The sequence below is a fragment of the Algihabitans sp. genome, from assembly GCF_965226985.1.
Lineage (GTDB): Bacteria > Pseudomonadota > Alphaproteobacteria > Kiloniellales > DSM-21159 > Algihabitans.
In genome coordinates this window covers 1,734,340-1,749,393 of the sequence record NZ_OZ245712.1, presented here as the reverse complement: position 1 = coordinate 1,749,393, position 15,054 = coordinate 1,734,340, and the positions used below count along the sequence as shown (strand labels likewise).

Annotated in this window: 15 protein-coding genes and 3 tRNA genes; 10 read left to right on the top strand and 8 right to left on the bottom strand. The window is 65.5% G+C overall.

The window, feature by feature from the left end; translation table 11 throughout:
- Window positions 1-189: 189 nt before the first annotated feature.
- The 3 genes from ACO054_RS08050 to ACO054_RS08040 all read right to left on the bottom strand — a co-directional run bounded on the left by ACO054_RS08050 (window position 190) and on the right by ACO054_RS08040 (window position 3,129).
- Entirely contained in the window at window positions 190-1,209 is a 1,020-nt protein-coding gene (locus ACO054_RS08050) for a FecR family protein (protein WP_421709914.1), read from the bottom strand.
- Window positions 1,210-1,448: 239 nt separating this feature from the next.
- Window positions 1,449-2,012, bottom strand: a complete 564-nt coding sequence (locus ACO054_RS08045) for an RNA polymerase sigma factor (RefSeq protein WP_421709913.1) — start codon at window positions 2,010-2,012, stop codon at window positions 1,449-1,451.
- A gap of 160 nt (window positions 2,013-2,172) precedes the next feature.
- A complete protein-coding gene (locus tag ACO054_RS08040; RefSeq protein WP_421709912.1) occupies window positions 2,173-3,129 on the bottom strand; it encodes a hypothetical protein in 957 nt (318 codons plus the stop codon).
- A 611-nt stretch (window positions 3,130-3,740) separates the two neighbouring features.
- Between ACO054_RS08040 and gyrA the strand changes: the two genes are divergently transcribed.
- The 5 genes from gyrA to ACO054_RS08015 all read left to right on the top strand — a co-directional run bounded on the left by gyrA (window position 3,741) and on the right by ACO054_RS08015 (window position 8,752).
- Window positions 3,741-6,524, top strand: a complete 2,784-nt coding sequence (gene gyrA, locus ACO054_RS08035) for a DNA gyrase subunit A (RefSeq protein WP_421710347.1) — start codon at window positions 3,741-3,743, stop codon at window positions 6,522-6,524.
- A gap of 91 nt (window positions 6,525-6,615) precedes the next feature.
- Window positions 6,616-7,182 (top strand): pantetheine-phosphate adenylyltransferase, encoded by a 567-nt coding sequence (gene coaD / locus ACO054_RS08030; protein ID WP_421709911.1) that lies wholly within the window; start codon window positions 6,616-6,618, stop codon window positions 7,180-7,182.
- A 149-nt stretch (window positions 7,183-7,331) separates the two neighbouring features.
- A tRNA-Lys gene (locus ACO054_RS08025) sits at window positions 7,332-7,407 on the top strand.
- 66 nt (window positions 7,408-7,473) lie between these two features.
- Window positions 7,474-7,803 (top strand): hypothetical protein, encoded by a 330-nt coding sequence (locus ACO054_RS08020; protein WP_421709910.1) that lies wholly within the window; start codon window positions 7,474-7,476, stop codon window positions 7,801-7,803.
- A 70-nt stretch (window positions 7,804-7,873) separates the two neighbouring features.
- Window positions 7,874-8,752, top strand: coding sequence for an AraC family transcriptional regulator (locus tag ACO054_RS08015; RefSeq protein ID WP_421709909.1), 879 nt, complete (start codon window positions 7,874-7,876; stop codon window positions 8,750-8,752).
- Between the two features lie 22 nt (window positions 8,753-8,774).
- On the opposite strand, the gene ACO054_RS08010 is transcribed toward ACO054_RS08015, so the two are convergent.
- Window positions 8,775-9,245: a DM13 domain-containing protein gene (locus ACO054_RS08010; protein WP_421709908.1), complete on the bottom strand. Its 471-nt coding sequence runs from the start codon at window positions 9,243-9,245 to the stop codon at window positions 8,775-8,777.
- A 150-nt stretch (window positions 9,246-9,395) separates the two neighbouring features.
- Between ACO054_RS08010 and ACO054_RS08005 the strand changes: the two genes are divergently transcribed.
- Entirely contained in the window at window positions 9,396-9,575 is a 180-nt protein-coding gene (locus ACO054_RS08005) for a PLDc N-terminal domain-containing protein (protein WP_421709907.1), read from the top strand.
- A gap of 28 nt (window positions 9,576-9,603) precedes the next feature.
- On the opposite strand, the gene ACO054_RS08000 is transcribed toward ACO054_RS08005, so the two are convergent.
- The 3 genes from ACO054_RS08000 to ACO054_RS07990 form a co-directional block, all read right to left on the bottom strand.
- Complete coding sequence (locus ACO054_RS08000; protein WP_421709906.1) at window positions 9,604-9,807, bottom strand: hypothetical protein; 204 nt, start codon at window positions 9,805-9,807, stop codon at window positions 9,604-9,606.
- 88 nt (window positions 9,808-9,895) lie between these two features.
- Window positions 9,896-10,963, bottom strand: a complete 1,068-nt coding sequence (locus ACO054_RS07995) for a glycosyltransferase (protein WP_421709905.1) — start codon at window positions 10,961-10,963, stop codon at window positions 9,896-9,898.
- On the bottom strand, window positions 10,960-11,295 hold the full coding sequence (locus tag ACO054_RS07990) for a hypothetical protein (RefSeq protein ID WP_421709904.1): 336 nt from the start codon (window positions 11,293-11,295) through the stop codon (window positions 10,960-10,962). Before ACO054_RS07990 ends, ACO054_RS07995 begins: the two co-directional genes overlap by 4 nt.
- Window positions 11,296-11,576: 281 nt before the next feature.
- Between ACO054_RS07990 and ACO054_RS07985 the strand changes: the two genes are divergently transcribed.
- From ACO054_RS07985 to ACO054_RS07970, 4 genes are all read left to right on the top strand, one after another.
- Window positions 11,577-11,663, top strand: a tRNA-Leu gene (locus ACO054_RS07985).
- A 60-nt stretch (window positions 11,664-11,723) separates the two neighbouring features.
- A tRNA-Leu gene (locus tag ACO054_RS07980) sits at window positions 11,724-11,810 on the top strand.
- 184 nt (window positions 11,811-11,994) lie between these two features.
- Window positions 11,995-12,873: an alpha/beta fold hydrolase gene (locus tag ACO054_RS07975; protein WP_421709903.1), complete on the top strand. Its 879-nt coding sequence runs from the start codon at window positions 11,995-11,997 to the stop codon at window positions 12,871-12,873.
- A 139-nt stretch (window positions 12,874-13,012) separates the two neighbouring features.
- Window positions 13,013-14,389 (top strand): DUF502 domain-containing protein, encoded by a 1,377-nt coding sequence (locus ACO054_RS07970; RefSeq protein WP_421709902.1) that lies wholly within the window; start codon window positions 13,013-13,015, stop codon window positions 14,387-14,389.
- Between the two features lie 7 nt (window positions 14,390-14,396).
- On the opposite strand, the gene ACO054_RS07965 is transcribed toward ACO054_RS07970, so the two are convergent.
- The gene (locus ACO054_RS07965) at window positions 14,397-15,023 is read right to left on the bottom strand and encodes a DUF1353 domain-containing protein (RefSeq protein WP_421709901.1); all 627 of its coding nucleotides are present in this window, start codon (window positions 15,021-15,023) and stop codon (window positions 14,397-14,399) included.
- Window positions 15,024-15,054 lie beyond the last annotated feature (31 nt).

Below are 15,054 nucleotides of genomic sequence, written 5' to 3'. Positions count from 1 at the left end.
CGATCCTTTGCCTCGGTAGACTGTGCTTCCGAACCCCATTGTCCCCCAACTCCGTCTTTCGAACCAAGCCGCCCATGCAAATGCGACTTATTTGCATAACTGGTTCATAGACGAAGCAGGACGCACGATCTTGCAGTGCCCTGGCGAAAAAACTTTGCGCGGTCCGAACCTTGTTCGGATGTTGCGCCTTTAACGGATGATCGTCAGAAGGGGCAGGCGGACCATATCCAAGTCAAGCGTCAGTTCGAGCGTGCGCAGAATGGCGTCCGGCTGACCGAGATCGAAGATTCCGGACACGCGCAGCTCTCTTAGTCCGTCATCAAGGATGATGATCCGGCCGGCATGGTGGCGCTCGATCTCGGCGGCGACCGCCGCCAAGGGAGTTGCGTTGAAGACGAGCTTGCCTCTTGTCCAGGCCGTTGCGGCGGTGGCGTCGACCGTCCGGGGCGCCGAGAGGCCGTTGGAGCCGAGCGTCGTCTGCTGATTGGCTGCGAGACGAAGGGAGCGGCCGGGATCCTGATGTTGCCGAACGTCGACCGCGCCTTCGACAACGACAACGCGTGACTGCGCTCCCTCCCGCCGAACGGCGAAGACGGTTCCGACGGCCTTGGCCGCACCCAGTTCGCTCGTGACGATGAACGGCCTTGTTGCGTCGCGAGCTACGGTAAAGAGCGCCTCGCCCCGATGCAGGAGCAGACGCCGCGCACTTGCGGTGTAGTCGAGGCTGATTGCCGTGGCGCTGTTGAGCGCGACCGTCGAAGTGTCGGGCAATAGGACCTCCCGGCGCTCACCGTGCGCGGTCGCATGATCGGCGAGGAGGCCGGAAAGGTCGCCGAACCTGCCTGCGCCGACCACCGCGATCGAGCAGGCGGCAGCGCCGCCGGCGAAGATCAGCGCTCGCCGCGACATTGGCGAGATCCATACTCGGGCGGGGCTGAGGCGAGCCTGCTCGCGTCGCCGTCGGGACGTGTCCTTCGTCTGCGCTGTGCAGTGGCTGCTGGCCACTTCGGTCTCGGCCAAATCGACCCAGATGCGTTCCGCCTCGCGCGCAGCCCTTTCGTGAGCCGGGCTCGTTCGACGCCAGGCGGCAAAGCGCTCTCGCTCGCTGTCTGTTGCGCGACCGGACTGCAGATGAACGAGATGTTCGATGGCGAGGTCGCTGAGAGTCCTGTCCTCGGGCGCTCGATCATCGGCGGCCTTGTCGGTCATCGATGCTGTGATCCCTCCAGTCTTTGGCGCTGTTCCCGGGGCACGCGCACAAGATCGACGGTAGCACCGACGTTGCCCGGATTGACAAGCCTTCAGCTTACCCATGGCCTCCAGCCTACCCATGGTCTGTCGCGTCCGACAGTCGTTGCCGGATGACCTGCATCGATCCTCGACTGAAAGGTTGCGGCCCGGATCGTTTCGGCGACGCGTAGCAGGACGCTGGCCTCTGGCAGTCCTCTCTACATGCGCGTGAGGTCGTGCGGTTGCTCCGCATCGGCCTGGCGTAGGCGGTCGCGGCAGGCTTTGAGCGCTTGGGCGATGTACTTCGCGACCATGCTTTCAGAGACGCCGAGTTCGGCGGCGATACAAGCGAAGGTGACGCCTTCGACACGGCTCATCAGCAAGGCTCGCCGTGCGTTTGCCGGCAGCTGCAGCAGTGTGTCGTCCAGGAGCCTCAAGCGCTCGCGCGCCAGAAAAACCGATTCAGGAGAGCTTGAAAGATCCGCAAGAGATCTCGTTCGGCTCTCGCTTCCTGCGTCGAGTACGGCAGAACGCTGGGCTAACCGGGTTTCCCGGCGCAAGAGGTCGGTGGCGAGATTGCTTGCGATGCGAAACAGATAGGCGCGTGGATTGTCGATAGCTTGAGTCGGTTCTGTCCCGGCGACCCGAAGAAAAGTGTCCTGGGCGACATCGGCTGCCAGTTCGACGCAACCGGTCCGTCTGATCAGAAACCGCAGGAGGTCGCTGTAGTGCGTCTCGAAGCTTACGACCAAGCTCGACGAGGCGTTGCTTCGAACGGACATGGTTGAAGAGGTGCGCCTCGCGTGATGGCGGTCGGGCAGAGCGAAACAGCGGTGGGGCAGAGCCGCGACCGCGACGCCTGCGGGACGGGTCTTAGAGTAAATGCGATTGAGTCGCAACTGAGCCGGCGTCCCTGTGGTGTCTGCGCTTCCTTTGCGAGTCTCAACCGCCATTCGGAGGCAGCAGGTGAAAAACGAAAACTAGGCCCAGGATCAAAGCCGCGATCTTGCCCAGGTCGTCCCTGGGCCGAAGCGCGGGAAGTGCGTCGAGCGCCCGCGCCAGCAGGACTCCGAAGGTGATTGCCGTCAGAGGAAGCAGGGGGAGGTAGAGACTCCTCGTGCCATCCTGCTGGAGGCTCCACCCGAGGGTAACGCTCGCGAAGATCGCCAACGGCAGGAAGAGCAGCGCCGCCTGCCGCCAAGCGCGTTTGCCGAGTAGCGCCAAGGCCGCCAGCCCGGCCGTGATCCCGACCGCGTTGATCCGCACAAACTCGTAAAGGTCAGCCGGGTTGCCGGGCGCCCAGCGGCTGTCCAGTCCGAAGATCTGCCCGCGCAGCAGCAGCCCGCAAATGCCGGCTGCCCCGCCGGCGAGAGTGAAGAGGGCGAGATCGCGCCAGAGCCTGCGGCGTTCCTGGCGCAGTCCTACGGCCAGGGCCGCCAGCGGCAGGATCAGGACCGGTAGATCCGGCCGAACCAGGACGGATAGACCGGCCAGCAGACCGAGACCCAGCAGACCGAGACAGGGGGCGCTCGCCCAGCCTTGCAGCCGCTGCTCGCTTAAGAGTCCGAGCGAGATCCAGACGGCCAAGGCGACGAAAGCCGCGCTCAGCGCGCCGAGTGGATTGACCGTCGCCGCTTCCGCCAGCCAGGGATGCAGGCCCAGATGGGCGCAGACCGTGGCCCCGATCCAGCGCCAGCCCCTCGGCGTTCCGGCTAACACCGCAAGTCCCGTGAAAAAGAGAGTTGCCGTAGCCGCCGCCAAGCCCGGCCAATCCGCAGCCGTTGCGCCGAAGCGGTTTGCCGCCAGCAGGATCATGGCGGCGGAGGCCGCCGCCGCGCTTCCGAGGACAATGGCTGTCTCGGGAAGCCTCGGGGCGGCCGGGACGCTGTGCTCAGCCATCAGCCAGCGACGTCCAATCTAGGGGGATTCCGACCCTGAATCCGGCCTCGAGTCGCACGTCGTGGCCATGGGCGTGAGCCGATTGCGCGCGTCGTTGACTACGAGATGCCGTCAATTGTTACTCCTGTCGCCTAGGAATGACCGCAGAACATCTTCTGCAACGCATTAGCAAAAACATCTAATTATCTGATATTTATGAGATAAGGCGATTTTCTGATGAGGAAGTTCCTCCAGAAAAAGACATCTGCTGGTGGCCGCGCCGAATGGCGTTGCTCGCAGGGCTGCTGCGCGGCTTCGCCGATTTGTTCGCGGGTGCGGTATCTGCTAGATTTCCGACTTCTCACGAGGCGACTCGCGAGGGCGCGACGGCCCCTCGGGAAGCTTATCCACGGCACCCGGTCGCCTCCAGCCTCTCGATACAACAAGATCGACAAATCTAGGGAAGACACTTGAGCGATTTTGACAGCCCGCAGGACACGGGCGACACCGGTTTGCCGGCCGAGACCCTTCAGGACGAAGATCTCCAGGGCGGGGGCGGCCAGGGCGGCGGAAGCGGTCTGCCGCCCAGCGGTGGCGGGCCGACCGACGATGGCGAGGGCGGCTTCACCTCGGTGACCATCGAGGAGGAGATGAAGAGCTCCTACCTCGCCTACGCCATGTCGGTGATCGTCAGCCGCGCGCTGCCGGACGTGCGCGACGGCCTCAAGCCGGTGCACCGGCGCATCCTCTATGCCGCCAAGACCGAGGGCTACGACTGGAACCGCGCCTATCGCAAGTCGGCGCGCATCGTCGGCGACGTGATGGGTCAGTACCATCCGCATGGCGACCAGGCGATCTACGACGCCATGGTGCGCATGGCCCAAGACTTCTCCATGCGCGAGGAGCTGATCGACGGCCAGGGCAACTTCGGTTCGATCGACGGCGATCCGCCGGCGGCCATGCGCTACACCGAAGCGCGGCTGATGCGGCTGGCCAGCGAAGCGCTGCTGGAGGATATCGACAAGGATACCGTCGATTTCCAACCGAACTACGACGAGAGCACCAGCGAGCCGACGGTCCTGCCGGCGCGCTTTCCGAACCTTCTTGTCAACGGCGCCGGTGGCATTGCGGTCGGCATGGCGACCAACATCCCGCCGCACAATCTCGGCGATGTGCTGGAGGCCTGCTGCGCCTACGTCGACAACCCGGAAGTCTCCCTGGAAGAGCTGATCGAGATCGTCAAGGCGCCGGATTTCCCGACCGGCGGTCTGATCGTCGGGCGCAGCGGCATCCTCAAAGCCTACACGGAGGGCCGCGGTTCGATCGTCATGCGCGGGCGCACCTCCTTCGAGCCGAGCGAGGAGGATCCGCAGCGTATCGTCATCGAGGACGTGCCCTATCAGGTCAACAAGGCCCGCATGATCGAACGCATCGCCGAGGTGGTGCGGGAGAAGCAGGTCGAGGGCATTTCGGCCCTGCGCGACGAGTCCGACCGCCATGGTCTGCGCGTGGTGGTGGAGCTGAAGCGCGATGCCGATGCGCCGGTGGTTTTGAACCAGCTCTACCGCTTCACCTCGCTGCAGACCTCCTTCGGCGTGAACATGCTGGCCATCGACGGCGGCCGGCCGCGCCAGATGACGCTGAAGGACGTGATCTCGGCCTTCGTCGAGTTCCGCGAGGAAGTGATCCGCCGCCGCACGGCCTACGAGCTGGGCAAGGCGCGCGAGCGCATGATCGTCTTGGCCGGCCTGATCGTCGCGGTCGACAACATCGACGAGATGATCGCCCTGATCCGGGCCGCGCCGGACCCGGTGACCGCGCGCGAGCAGATGATGGCGCGCGACTGGCCGGCGCAGCGGGCCGAGCCCTACATCCGTCTGATTGAGGACCCGCGGATCAGTATCCCGCAGGAGGGCGAGCGGGCCGGGACGACCCGTCTGACCGAGGAACAGGCGCGGGCCATTCTCGAATTGCGGCTGCAGCGCCTGACAGCCTTGGAACGCGACAAGATCGGCGAAGAGCTGGAGGCTCTGGCCGGGAAGGTGCGCGAGTACCTGCAGATCCTGGAGTCGCGTCCGCATCTGATGGAGCTGCTGCGGGCCGAGCTGGTGGAGATCAAGGAGCGCTTCGGCCAGGAGGCGCGGCGGACCGGACTCGTCGAGGCCGAATTCGAGCACGACATCGAGGACCTGATCCCGCGAGAAGAGATGGTCGTGACCGTGACCCACGCGGGCTACGTCAAGCGCGTGCGTCTCTCGACCTATCGGGCCCAGAAGCGCGGCGGCAAGGGGCGGGCAGGCATGGCGATGCGCGAGGAGGACTTCGTTTCGCGCCTCTTCGTCTGCGACACCCACACGCCGGTGCTGTTCTTCTCCTCGCGCGGCATGGCCTACAAGCAGAAGGTCTACCGCCTGCCGCTCGGCACGCCCCAGGCGCGCGGCAAGCCCTTCGTCAACCTGCTGCCGCTGGAGGAGGGCGAGACCATCAGCGCCTACCTGCCGCTGCCAGAGGACGAGGACACCTGGGATCAGCTCTTCGCGGTCTTCGTCACCTCGGCCGGGACGGTGCGGCGCAACCGGCTGTCGGACTTCACCAGCGTGAAGGCCAACGGCAAGATCGCCATGAAGCTGGACGAGGGAACCCGACTGATCGGCGTGCAGGTCTGCAGCGAGGAGGATGACATCCTGCTGGCGACCGCCGCCGGCAAGGCGATCCGCTTCCCGGTCACCGATGTCCGGGTTTTCGCCGGACGCGACTCCGTCGGCGTTCGCGGCATCAAGCTGCTGGGCGACGACGAGGTGATTTCTCTCTCGATCCTCCGTCATCAGGAAATCGCGATGGAGGAGCGCGACGCCTATCTACGCTGGGCGGCGGCTCAACGCCGCGCGTCCGACGGCGAGGAGGAAGACGCGGAGACCGAGACCGGCGAACCGGAGGGCAACGGTGCCGTCGAGCTGGACGAGGCCCGTCTGGCCGCCTTGGCCGAGGGCGAGCAGTTCTTGCTGACCAGCGCGACCGACGGTTTCGGCAAGCGCACAAGCGCCTACGAGTACCGGATTGCCGGGCGCGGCGGGCAGGGCATTGCCAATATCGATCTGGCGCGTCCGAAGGGCAGCGAACCGGCCCGTGTCGTCGCGACCTTCCCGGTGGAACCGGAAGACCAGATCATGCTGGTCACCGATGCGGGGCAGTTGATCCGCTCGCCGATCCACGACGTCCGCATCGCGAGCCGCTCGACTCGGGGTGTCCGCCTCTTCCGGGTCGCCGAAGACGAGCATGTCGTCTCCGTCGCGCGGATCGCGGATCTGGAGAACGGCGACGAGTCGGAAGCCGACGAGGACGGGCAGGACGCGGCTGCCGAAGAGACCGAAGATCGGGCGCCCGGTCAGGACGACCAGGCGCAAGGCGAGAGCTAGAAGACCGAAGACTGCGTCTCGAAGGGCAGGTATCTGGAGCCGTCGAGACGGCCGAGTTGCGGGGGCCGAGTTGCGGGGGAAGGGGGACCAGATGGCCGAACAGGGGCATGAGCCGCGCATCGCGGTCTATCCCGGGACCTTCGATCCCATCACGCTGGGCCATCTCGACATCATCCGGCGCGGGGCGCGGCTGTGCGATCGCCTGATCATCGCCGTGGCCCGCAACGCCGGCAAGGGGCCCTTGTTCGGCATCGACGACCGGCTGGCCATGGTGCGGGAGGAGATTGCCGCGCTCGATACCAATGCGACCGTCATCGAGGCCCAGGCCTTCGATACTCTGCTGATGCACTTCTGCCAGGAGGTCGGCGCCAGTGCCATCCTGCGCGGTCTGCGCGCTGTGTCCGACTTCGAATACGAGTTTCAGATGGCGGGGATGAATGCGCGCCTGAATGGACGAATCGAAACGGTCTTCCTGATGGCCAGCGAGCGTCAGCAGTTCATTTCCTCGCGTTTCGTGAAGGAAATCGGCCGTCTGGGCGGAGACATCTCCAGCTTCGTGCCGCCGAAGGTGGCCGCGCGTCTGGCCGAGCGCTTCCACCAGGAATCCCGCAATGGCGACGACGACGGCAAGAAGGTTCAGACGCTTCGCGACTCGTAACGGCGCGACACCCTGTCCTGGCGGCTCTCTTGCGGTGCGTATGGCTTGACCCGGCGCGCGCTGTCACTATGGTGGCGAGCGTCGATGCCAGAGCGGCGCTGCGGTCTCAAGTAGGACGCTGCCGCCGCAACCCCGGCAGGTAGGCGCGGGGGCCCGTAGCTCAGCTGGTAGAGCAACTGACTTTTAATCAGTAGGTCGCTGGTTCGAACCCAGCCGGGCTCACCATTCCACGCTGTCGCGCGGCCGGCAGACCTGGAACCGGGCAGACCTAAAAACCGGGCGAGACAGGCCATGCCGATAGAGGTCTTGCTGTTTCTCGGGTCTGTAGCCGGCGCCATCGCCGACCCCATCAATCTCGTCATCTTTCTGCTCGCCGGCGCGCTGCCGAGGACCTACAGGCGGATGCTGCTTGCCGCCGTCTGCGCGGGTCTGATCCTCGGCGCCGTCTTCAGTCTGCGCCTCTGGTCCTTCTGGAGCGACTTCGGCCAGGATCCCTTGGCGTTGACGGTCGAGAGCGTGGCGGTTCGCCTATTGGCCGCTCTGATCGTGGGACATGTCGTCTGCGGAATCGCCCATCTGGCGCGACGCTGGATTCGCAGTCGGCGCCTGGCAAGCGGCTGATTGCTCAAGACCGCAACCTGTATCAGGCGGTCTCGGTTAGACTCCCTGAAGCGTTTGGGGAGGGGATGTCATGCTGCGCAGAGCGACCAAACTGGACTATGCCGAGCGCATGGCGCGGGTGGTGGCGCATATCGGCGAGCACCTGGACGAAGCTTTAGACCTGGAGCGCCTGGCGGGCGTCGCCTGCTTCTCCCCCTATCACTTCCATCGCACCTATCGCCTGGTGGTGGGGGAGACGCCGGACCAGACGATACGGCGCTTGCGGTTGCACCGGGCGGCGGTCGCCCTGTCAGAGGTGGAGCCGCCGCTGGCCGAGATCGCGCAACGCGCCGGCTACGGCTCGTCCGAGGCTTTCTCGCGCGCTTTCACCTCGGCCTATGGGCACACGCCCTCAACCTATCGAGCGCAGCGGGTTTTCGGCGAGCTTCCGCGCGGCGGTATGACGCCGCCCCCGCCGCCCGGCACCCTGGCGGAGGAACTGGCCTATGAGGTCGAGATCAAGCCGCTGCCGGGGTTCCGCCTCTTCGGGCTGCCGCATCGGGGCGATTACAACACCATCGTTGCGGTCTTCGAGAAGGTCTTCGCCCTCGGCGCCGCCCATGGCCTCTTGACGCCCGAGACCCGCGACTTCGGGATCTACTACGACGATCCCGGCTCGCTTCCTGCCGAGGAGCTGCGCTCCTTCGCCGGAATCGCTGTCGGCCCGGATGCCGTGCGGCCCGACGATTTCGAGGAGGCCGACATCCCGGCGGGCCGCGCCGCCTGTCTGCTCTACAAGGGTCCCTATGCCGATCTGGACCGGGCCTACCACTTCCTCTTCGGGCGCTGGCTGCCGCAGAGCGGACGCGAGCCGGCCAACGTTCCTGCCTACGAAGAGTATCTCAACGATCCCAAAAGCCTGCCGCCCAGCGAATGGCTGACCGAGGTCTGCCTGCCGCTGGAGGATTGACGTTTCGTGGTGAACTCGGCCGTTAGCGGTACTGGGCGGCCGTGATGAATTCGTCGAAGGACTCGCACCAGACCAGCACTGTCGTGTAGGCGGTGACGTCGACGCCCTCCGGCACTGAGACGATGAAGCCGTCGAAGGTCTTTACGTCGCCGATCATGTGGGAGTCGGCCTTGAGCCTCAGGAACTGTTCTTCGTCCTCGACGAATTCCGTCACCAGATAGACCTTGTAGTCCGGGCCGGGCGACAGGCGGCCCTCATGCACGATGCTTTGTGGCGTGATGCTGACCTGGCCTTCGCCCCAGTGCAGCAGGTCGCTGCCTGCAAGGTCGCGCGTGAAGCTCGCGGTAAAGAGCGCGCCTTCAGCGGTAGCCGCGAGGGTGGCTTCGTCCGGCCCCTCCGGTGCGGTCAGTATCGGCAGAAGGTAGATGCCGAGCGCGAAGCCGACGAACAGGGTTCCCAGATGGGTTACAGACAAGACGATCCATCGGATCACGGCCAAGCCCTCTCGCTGCCGTCAGGTTTCGCTCAGCGGTAGCATCTCGACCGACCGGTCACAAGGTCGGAGGTGTCGGGTCGTGCTGGCGGCACTCCGCCGTCTCTGTGATAGTGCGGTTGTCGAACAACGGGTCGGAGTCGTTTGTAGATGGGTATCGAAGTCGCTGGAATTCTTGGGCTTATCGGCCTGATCCTGATCGTCTACGCGATCGTCAAGACGGTCCAGAGTGGCGCCTCGACCGGGGCGAAGGTCGTCTGGGTCGTGGTGCTTCTGGTCTTTCCCTTCATCGGCTTCATCGCCTGGCTTTTGTTCGGCCCGAAGGGTTGAGCCACGTCGGCAAAGATTGAGATAAAACTCAAGGAGCGCCGCTGAAGCTCTTGATCATAAGGACAACTCCCAGCGCTGTCAGGCCGACCGTCGAGATTACCAAGCCGTTGGCGACGACCAGCGACGTGGGCCAGGTTCCGGCGGCGGCCTTCTTGCGTCCGATGACGAAGGCCACGATCAGGGCAGCGAGCAACAGTGTCCCGCCGGACTCAAGAAAGTAGATCAGATCCACGGGCTTCCCCCTAAGGTCGCTTCTTTTGCAACGTTAGCCAGATCATGCGGCCTCCCGCACATTGGCGCAATGCCGCAGCTCGGGCGCCTCAAGCTTCGTCCAGCAGTCGCCGAAACAGGCGAAGGCAGCGGGCGACGCCAGCTTGCTCCGTAAAGTCCGCCTCGTAGCGGGCGCGGCCGGCCGCCGCCAGTCGGGCAGCCAAAGGCGGGGCCGCGATCACCTGCCGGATAGCGTCCGCCAATTCCTCCACCGAATCGATGGCAACGAGCAGGCCATCCTCTCCCGAACGGATGAAACCGGCCGGGCCGTCGGCCGCGGCGGCGACCAGCGGTTTGCCGTGGGCCCAGGCCTCCAGCGTGACGCTGCCGAAGGGCTCCTGCCTGGAGGGAAAGACGACGATGTCGCAGGCCGCCAGCAGCGCGCTGCGGTCCTGCCGCCAGCCCAGAAAACGCACGCGCTGGTTCAGGCCGGCCGCGGCGGTTTGCGCCTCCAGCGCGGCCCGCTCCGGCCCTTCTCCGGCCAGCCAGAGATAGGTGCCGGGAAGCCGTTCCAGCGCGCGAAGCAGAATGTCGAGCGCCTTGTTGCTATGCAGGCGGGAGAGGGCGAGTAGGAGGGGGGCGCCCTCGGGCGTGTCGAACTGCGCGCGGGAGATCGGCGGCTGAGGCTCCACTTGGGAGAAGTTGGGGAGGAAATGCACCCGCTCGGCGGGCCAGCCCTGATTCACCATCCGCTCGACCAGCTTCGGCGTGATGCAGGCCAAGTGGTCGCAACGGGTGAAGTACTTGGGTTTGTAGTAGCCTCCAATCCGCGCGATGGTCAGATGGCGCCCGCGCGGCATGCGGGCGCTGGCCCGCTCCATCCAGGTCATGCAGATGTCGGGCCGAAAACGCTCGGCTAGAGCCTTCAGCCGCCAGGGCGATACCAGGTCCAGCGGTCCCCCCAGGCGCAGTTCGGTGACGGAGATGCCGGCGCCGCTCAAGGCTGCCCGCCGTGCGCCGTGTCGCCGGATCGCCGCAGCCTGTGTCACGCCGGCGCGCTGCAAGGCCAGGCTCAGCGTCAGGAAGTAGGTCTCGGCGCCACCCTGCGGCGCTCCGGCCATGACCTGAAGGACCCGCAGCGGCCGGTTCTCACGGGGATGTCGGACCAGATCGGTCACCTGTCGTCGCCCTTGCGGCGCTCCTCTCGCTCGCGCTCGCTTTTCGGGTCCGGGATCGGATCGGGATCCGGCTCGGGTTCGTTTTGAAAGGAGGTAAGGCGAAAGGCACCCTGATCGTGGTGGGCGTCGTCGTGGCCGCGACGGGCCGAATAGAAGACCAGCGCCATCAATCCCCCGCCGAGGCCGAGCGCCATCAGGGAGCCGACGATCATGGTCAACCAGCCGAACCATCCCAGCGAAACCTCGCCCAGGTCGATCCAGGTCACGATGGCGAAGTAGAGGGACAGGGCGAGGATGCCGAACAGGCCGCCGCCGATCAGGAGGTATCTCATGGCGCGCGGACTATAGGCAGCGACGCGGGCGCGCTCCAGGGCCGTCGCGCAGCCTGCGTCAGAAAAGCCCGGATGGGAGGCGTGAAATCTCCCGGTAGGCTCGGCGGGCTGACGTTGAGCCGCCGAGGGACGGTTTTGTCTGCTGTCCGAAAATCGAGCCAGGCCTCTTGTGCGCCCGGGGCGAACGCGCTAGATACGCCGTCTCGTTCGGCGGGGGCTGGGTTTCGACCTTCTTCGCCGGGCGCCTCGGCGGTCCAGGTGGGACTGTTCGCGGGACCCGCGCGGCTGTGGCGGAATCGGTAGACGCGCAGCGTTGAGGGCGCTGTGGGGGAAACCCCGTGGAGGTTCAAGTCCTCTCAGCCGCACCACCGCCTTGTCGGAACGGGTCTTGCTTTCGGGCTCCAAGCGGGCCGCCGGCGTCACGTGTTGCGGCTGTGGCGGAATTGGTAGACGCGCAGGTTTCAGGTATCTGTGGCCGCGAGGCCGTGGTGGTTCGAGTCCACTCAGCCGCACCATTTGCCTCTCCGGTTTCGGGGAAGCAAGTCAGACAGCGAAAGACGGCGTCCCTCGGGGCGCCGTTTCGCGTTTTCGGCTGCGCTATCGCGATTCCACCCAAGACGATCCTGTTCTAGGGTAGCGCAGCGAGCGGCGAGCGGCGGGCAACGCCGCCGAACAGCTCTCTGTTGGGGGAAGGTCGGGGTGTCTGAAAGCTTCTTCGAAGGCTTCGAACAACGCCGCGTGGTGACACGCGATGCCGAGATCAACCTGCGCATCGGCGGCAGCGGCGAGCCGCTCGTCCTGCTGCACGGTTATCCGCAAACCCATGTCATGTGGCACGTTCTGGCGCCCAAGCTGGCCGAGCGTTTTACGGTCATCTGCCCGGACTTGCGCGGCTATGGCGACAGCGCCAAGCCCCCCGGCGGCGGCACCCATGCGCTCTATTCCAAGCGCGCCATGGCGGCCGACGTGGTCGAGGTGGTGGATCAGCTCGGCTTCGGCCGCTTCGGCCTGGTTGGTCACGATCGTGGGGCCCGCGTGACCCACAGACTCTGCCTCGACCATCCGGAGCGTGTGCGGCGTGCCTGCGTGATCGATATTGCACCGACCTTGACCATGTACCGGCGGACCGACATGGCCTTCGCCTCGGCCTATTTTCACTGGTTCTATCTCATCCAGCCCTACGACTTGCCGGAGCGGATGATCGCCGCCGACCCCTCGGGCTGGCTCCGGCACTGCCTGGGCGCCTGGAGTAAGAGCGGAATGGAGCGTTTCGCGCCGGAAGCCCTGGCGGAATACGAGCGCTGTTTCGACCGGGCAGGGGTGCACGCCACCTGCGAAGATTACCGGGCCTCCGCCACTATCGACCTGGAGCATGACGAGGCCGACGCCGGCGCGCGGATCGACTGTCCGCTGCTGGTGCTCTGGGGCGAGAAGGGAGTCGTAGAGCGGACTTACGACGTTCTGGCGGTCTGGCGCGAGAAGGCCGAGAAGGTCGAAGGGCGGGCCTTGCCCTGCGGTCACTTCGTGCCCGAGGAAGCGCCGGCCGAGACGCTGGCCGCGTTGGAGGCCTTCTTCTAGCCCATTCCGCGGCCTATCTTTCGCAGTCGCCTCTCTTTTTCGAGTTCAGATGACCGCTTTCAGAGACCCGCCAACGCCCGCTGGCCCCGGCGACCGCCCGGCCCGGCCCGCTTCAAGACCCAGGTCGAGACACAGTACCGTGGCGCGTCCCGGCCTGGCCGTACGGCTGCGCAACTACTTCTTCGCCGGTGTGCTGATCGCCGCGCCGCTCGGCATCACGATCTGGCTGACCTGGGGTGTCATCTCCTTCGTCGACGCGCGAGTCACGCCGCTTGTTCCGGCTCGTTGGAATCCGGAGACCTATCTGCCCTTCGGGCTGCCGGGCCTGGGCCTGATCGTCGTGCTGATTTTTCTGATCCTGGTCGGCATGCTCTTCACAGGCATCGCCGGGCGCATGGTCATGCGCCAGTTCGAACGGCTGCTGGATCAGGTGCCGGTGGTGCGATCCATCTACGGCGCGGTGAAGCAGATCTTCGAGACGGTGCTGGCCCAGCGCAGCCAAGCATTTCGCGAAGTGGCCCTGGTGCAGTATCCCCAGCGTGGCTGTTGGGCCATTGGCTTCGTCACGGGGGTGACCAAAGGGGAAGTGCAGCGCCTGACCGACGAGACGCTGGTCAGCGTCTTCGTGCCAGCCACGCCGAACCCCACGACCGGCTTCCTGCTGTTTCTGCCCAGCGACGAGGTGAACATCCTCGACATGACCGTAGAGCAGGGACTGAAGCTGGTCGTCTCCGGCGGCATCGTCGTCCCGCCATCGGATGCGCGTCCAAGTCAGAACGACGCGATCCAGCGTCTGCTGGACGAGCAGGCCGAGGCCAAGTCGATCCGCCCGGCGCTGCCCCAGCGGCTGCGCAACTACCTGTTGGCCGGCATTCTGGTGACGGCGCCGGCGGCCATCACCTTCTGGTTGGCCTGGCAGTTTATCAGCTTCGTGGACGCCCGGGTCACGCCTCTGGTGCCGGCGCAGTGGCAACCTGACGTCTTCCTGCCCTTCGGTCTGCCGGGGATCGGTCTGCTGATCGTCTTCATCGGCCTGACCGTGATCGGCATGTTCGCGGCTGGGATCGTCGGCCGCTGGCTGATGCGGACCAGCGAATGGATCCTGGGCCGTGTTCCGGTCGTGCGCAGCCTCTACAGCGCCGTCAAACAGATCTTCGAGACGGTGCTGGCCGCGCGCTCAGATGCCTTTCGCGAGTGTGTGCTGATCCAGTATCCGCGCCCGGGAAGCTGGGCGATCGGCTTCATCACCGGCAAGACCGAGGGGCACATTCAGGAGATCACGGACGAGCAGGTGGTGAACGTCTTCCTGCCCACCACGCCCAACCCGACGTCGGGCTTCCTGCTGTTCCTGCCACGCGACGAGATCACCAAGCTTGTGATGAATGTCGAGGAAGGCCTGAAGATGGTCGTGTCCGCCGGGATCGTGACGCCGCCGGACCGCAAAAACGGGGAGCGCGGACAGGCGCTGGGCGACGACTTGCCCGATCCCTTGGAGATGGTTTCGGGCAACCGCTGATCCTGCTCTACGGAGACAGCGGCACCAGCCCCAGATCTAGCAAAGGTCTCGGCGGACCGCTTGCCCTGTCCGCGGTCGGCCGATGGTGGCTCTGCCTGAAAAGGCAGTCTCGTCCAGGGTCGAGAAACAGTCGGCCCGGATCCGGTTCCGCGTCCCGGTAGACCGGCCAGGAGAAGCCGTTCAGCGCCCGCCGGATCGCCCACTGCTTCCAGCCGGACATCGCTGTTTTGCGGAGCGCGGCGTACATCACCTCGTTGGCGAAACGCCAGTCGCTGCGGCGGGCGATCCCCCTCGGCAGCAACTGCCAGGCCACGAAGAGAAAGTCGTGAACGATGGAGGCCTCCAGATGCGGCCCGACCCGGCCGATGGCCGGGCGCGCGAAGGCGGGAACCGACGCCAGGTCCGTGATCATCCCGGCCGGTACGATCAACTCTCTCGGTTGTCCATCGACTGCGAAGCCGACCCGGTAGTCGCGGAGGACCACATAGTTGGTTTCCGACTGCCGGTAGCGAAGGATCTTGTTGGCCTTGCGACCGATGTGCAGGTGCGAGCTGTAGTCGAAGTCGTCGATCCGCTTGAAGGCCTCGGGGTAGGGGGAGGCGATTTCGGGTCTGTAGTAGCGTTCGCTGGTCATGGTCTTGTCCGCTGCCGGTGATCAAGACCCC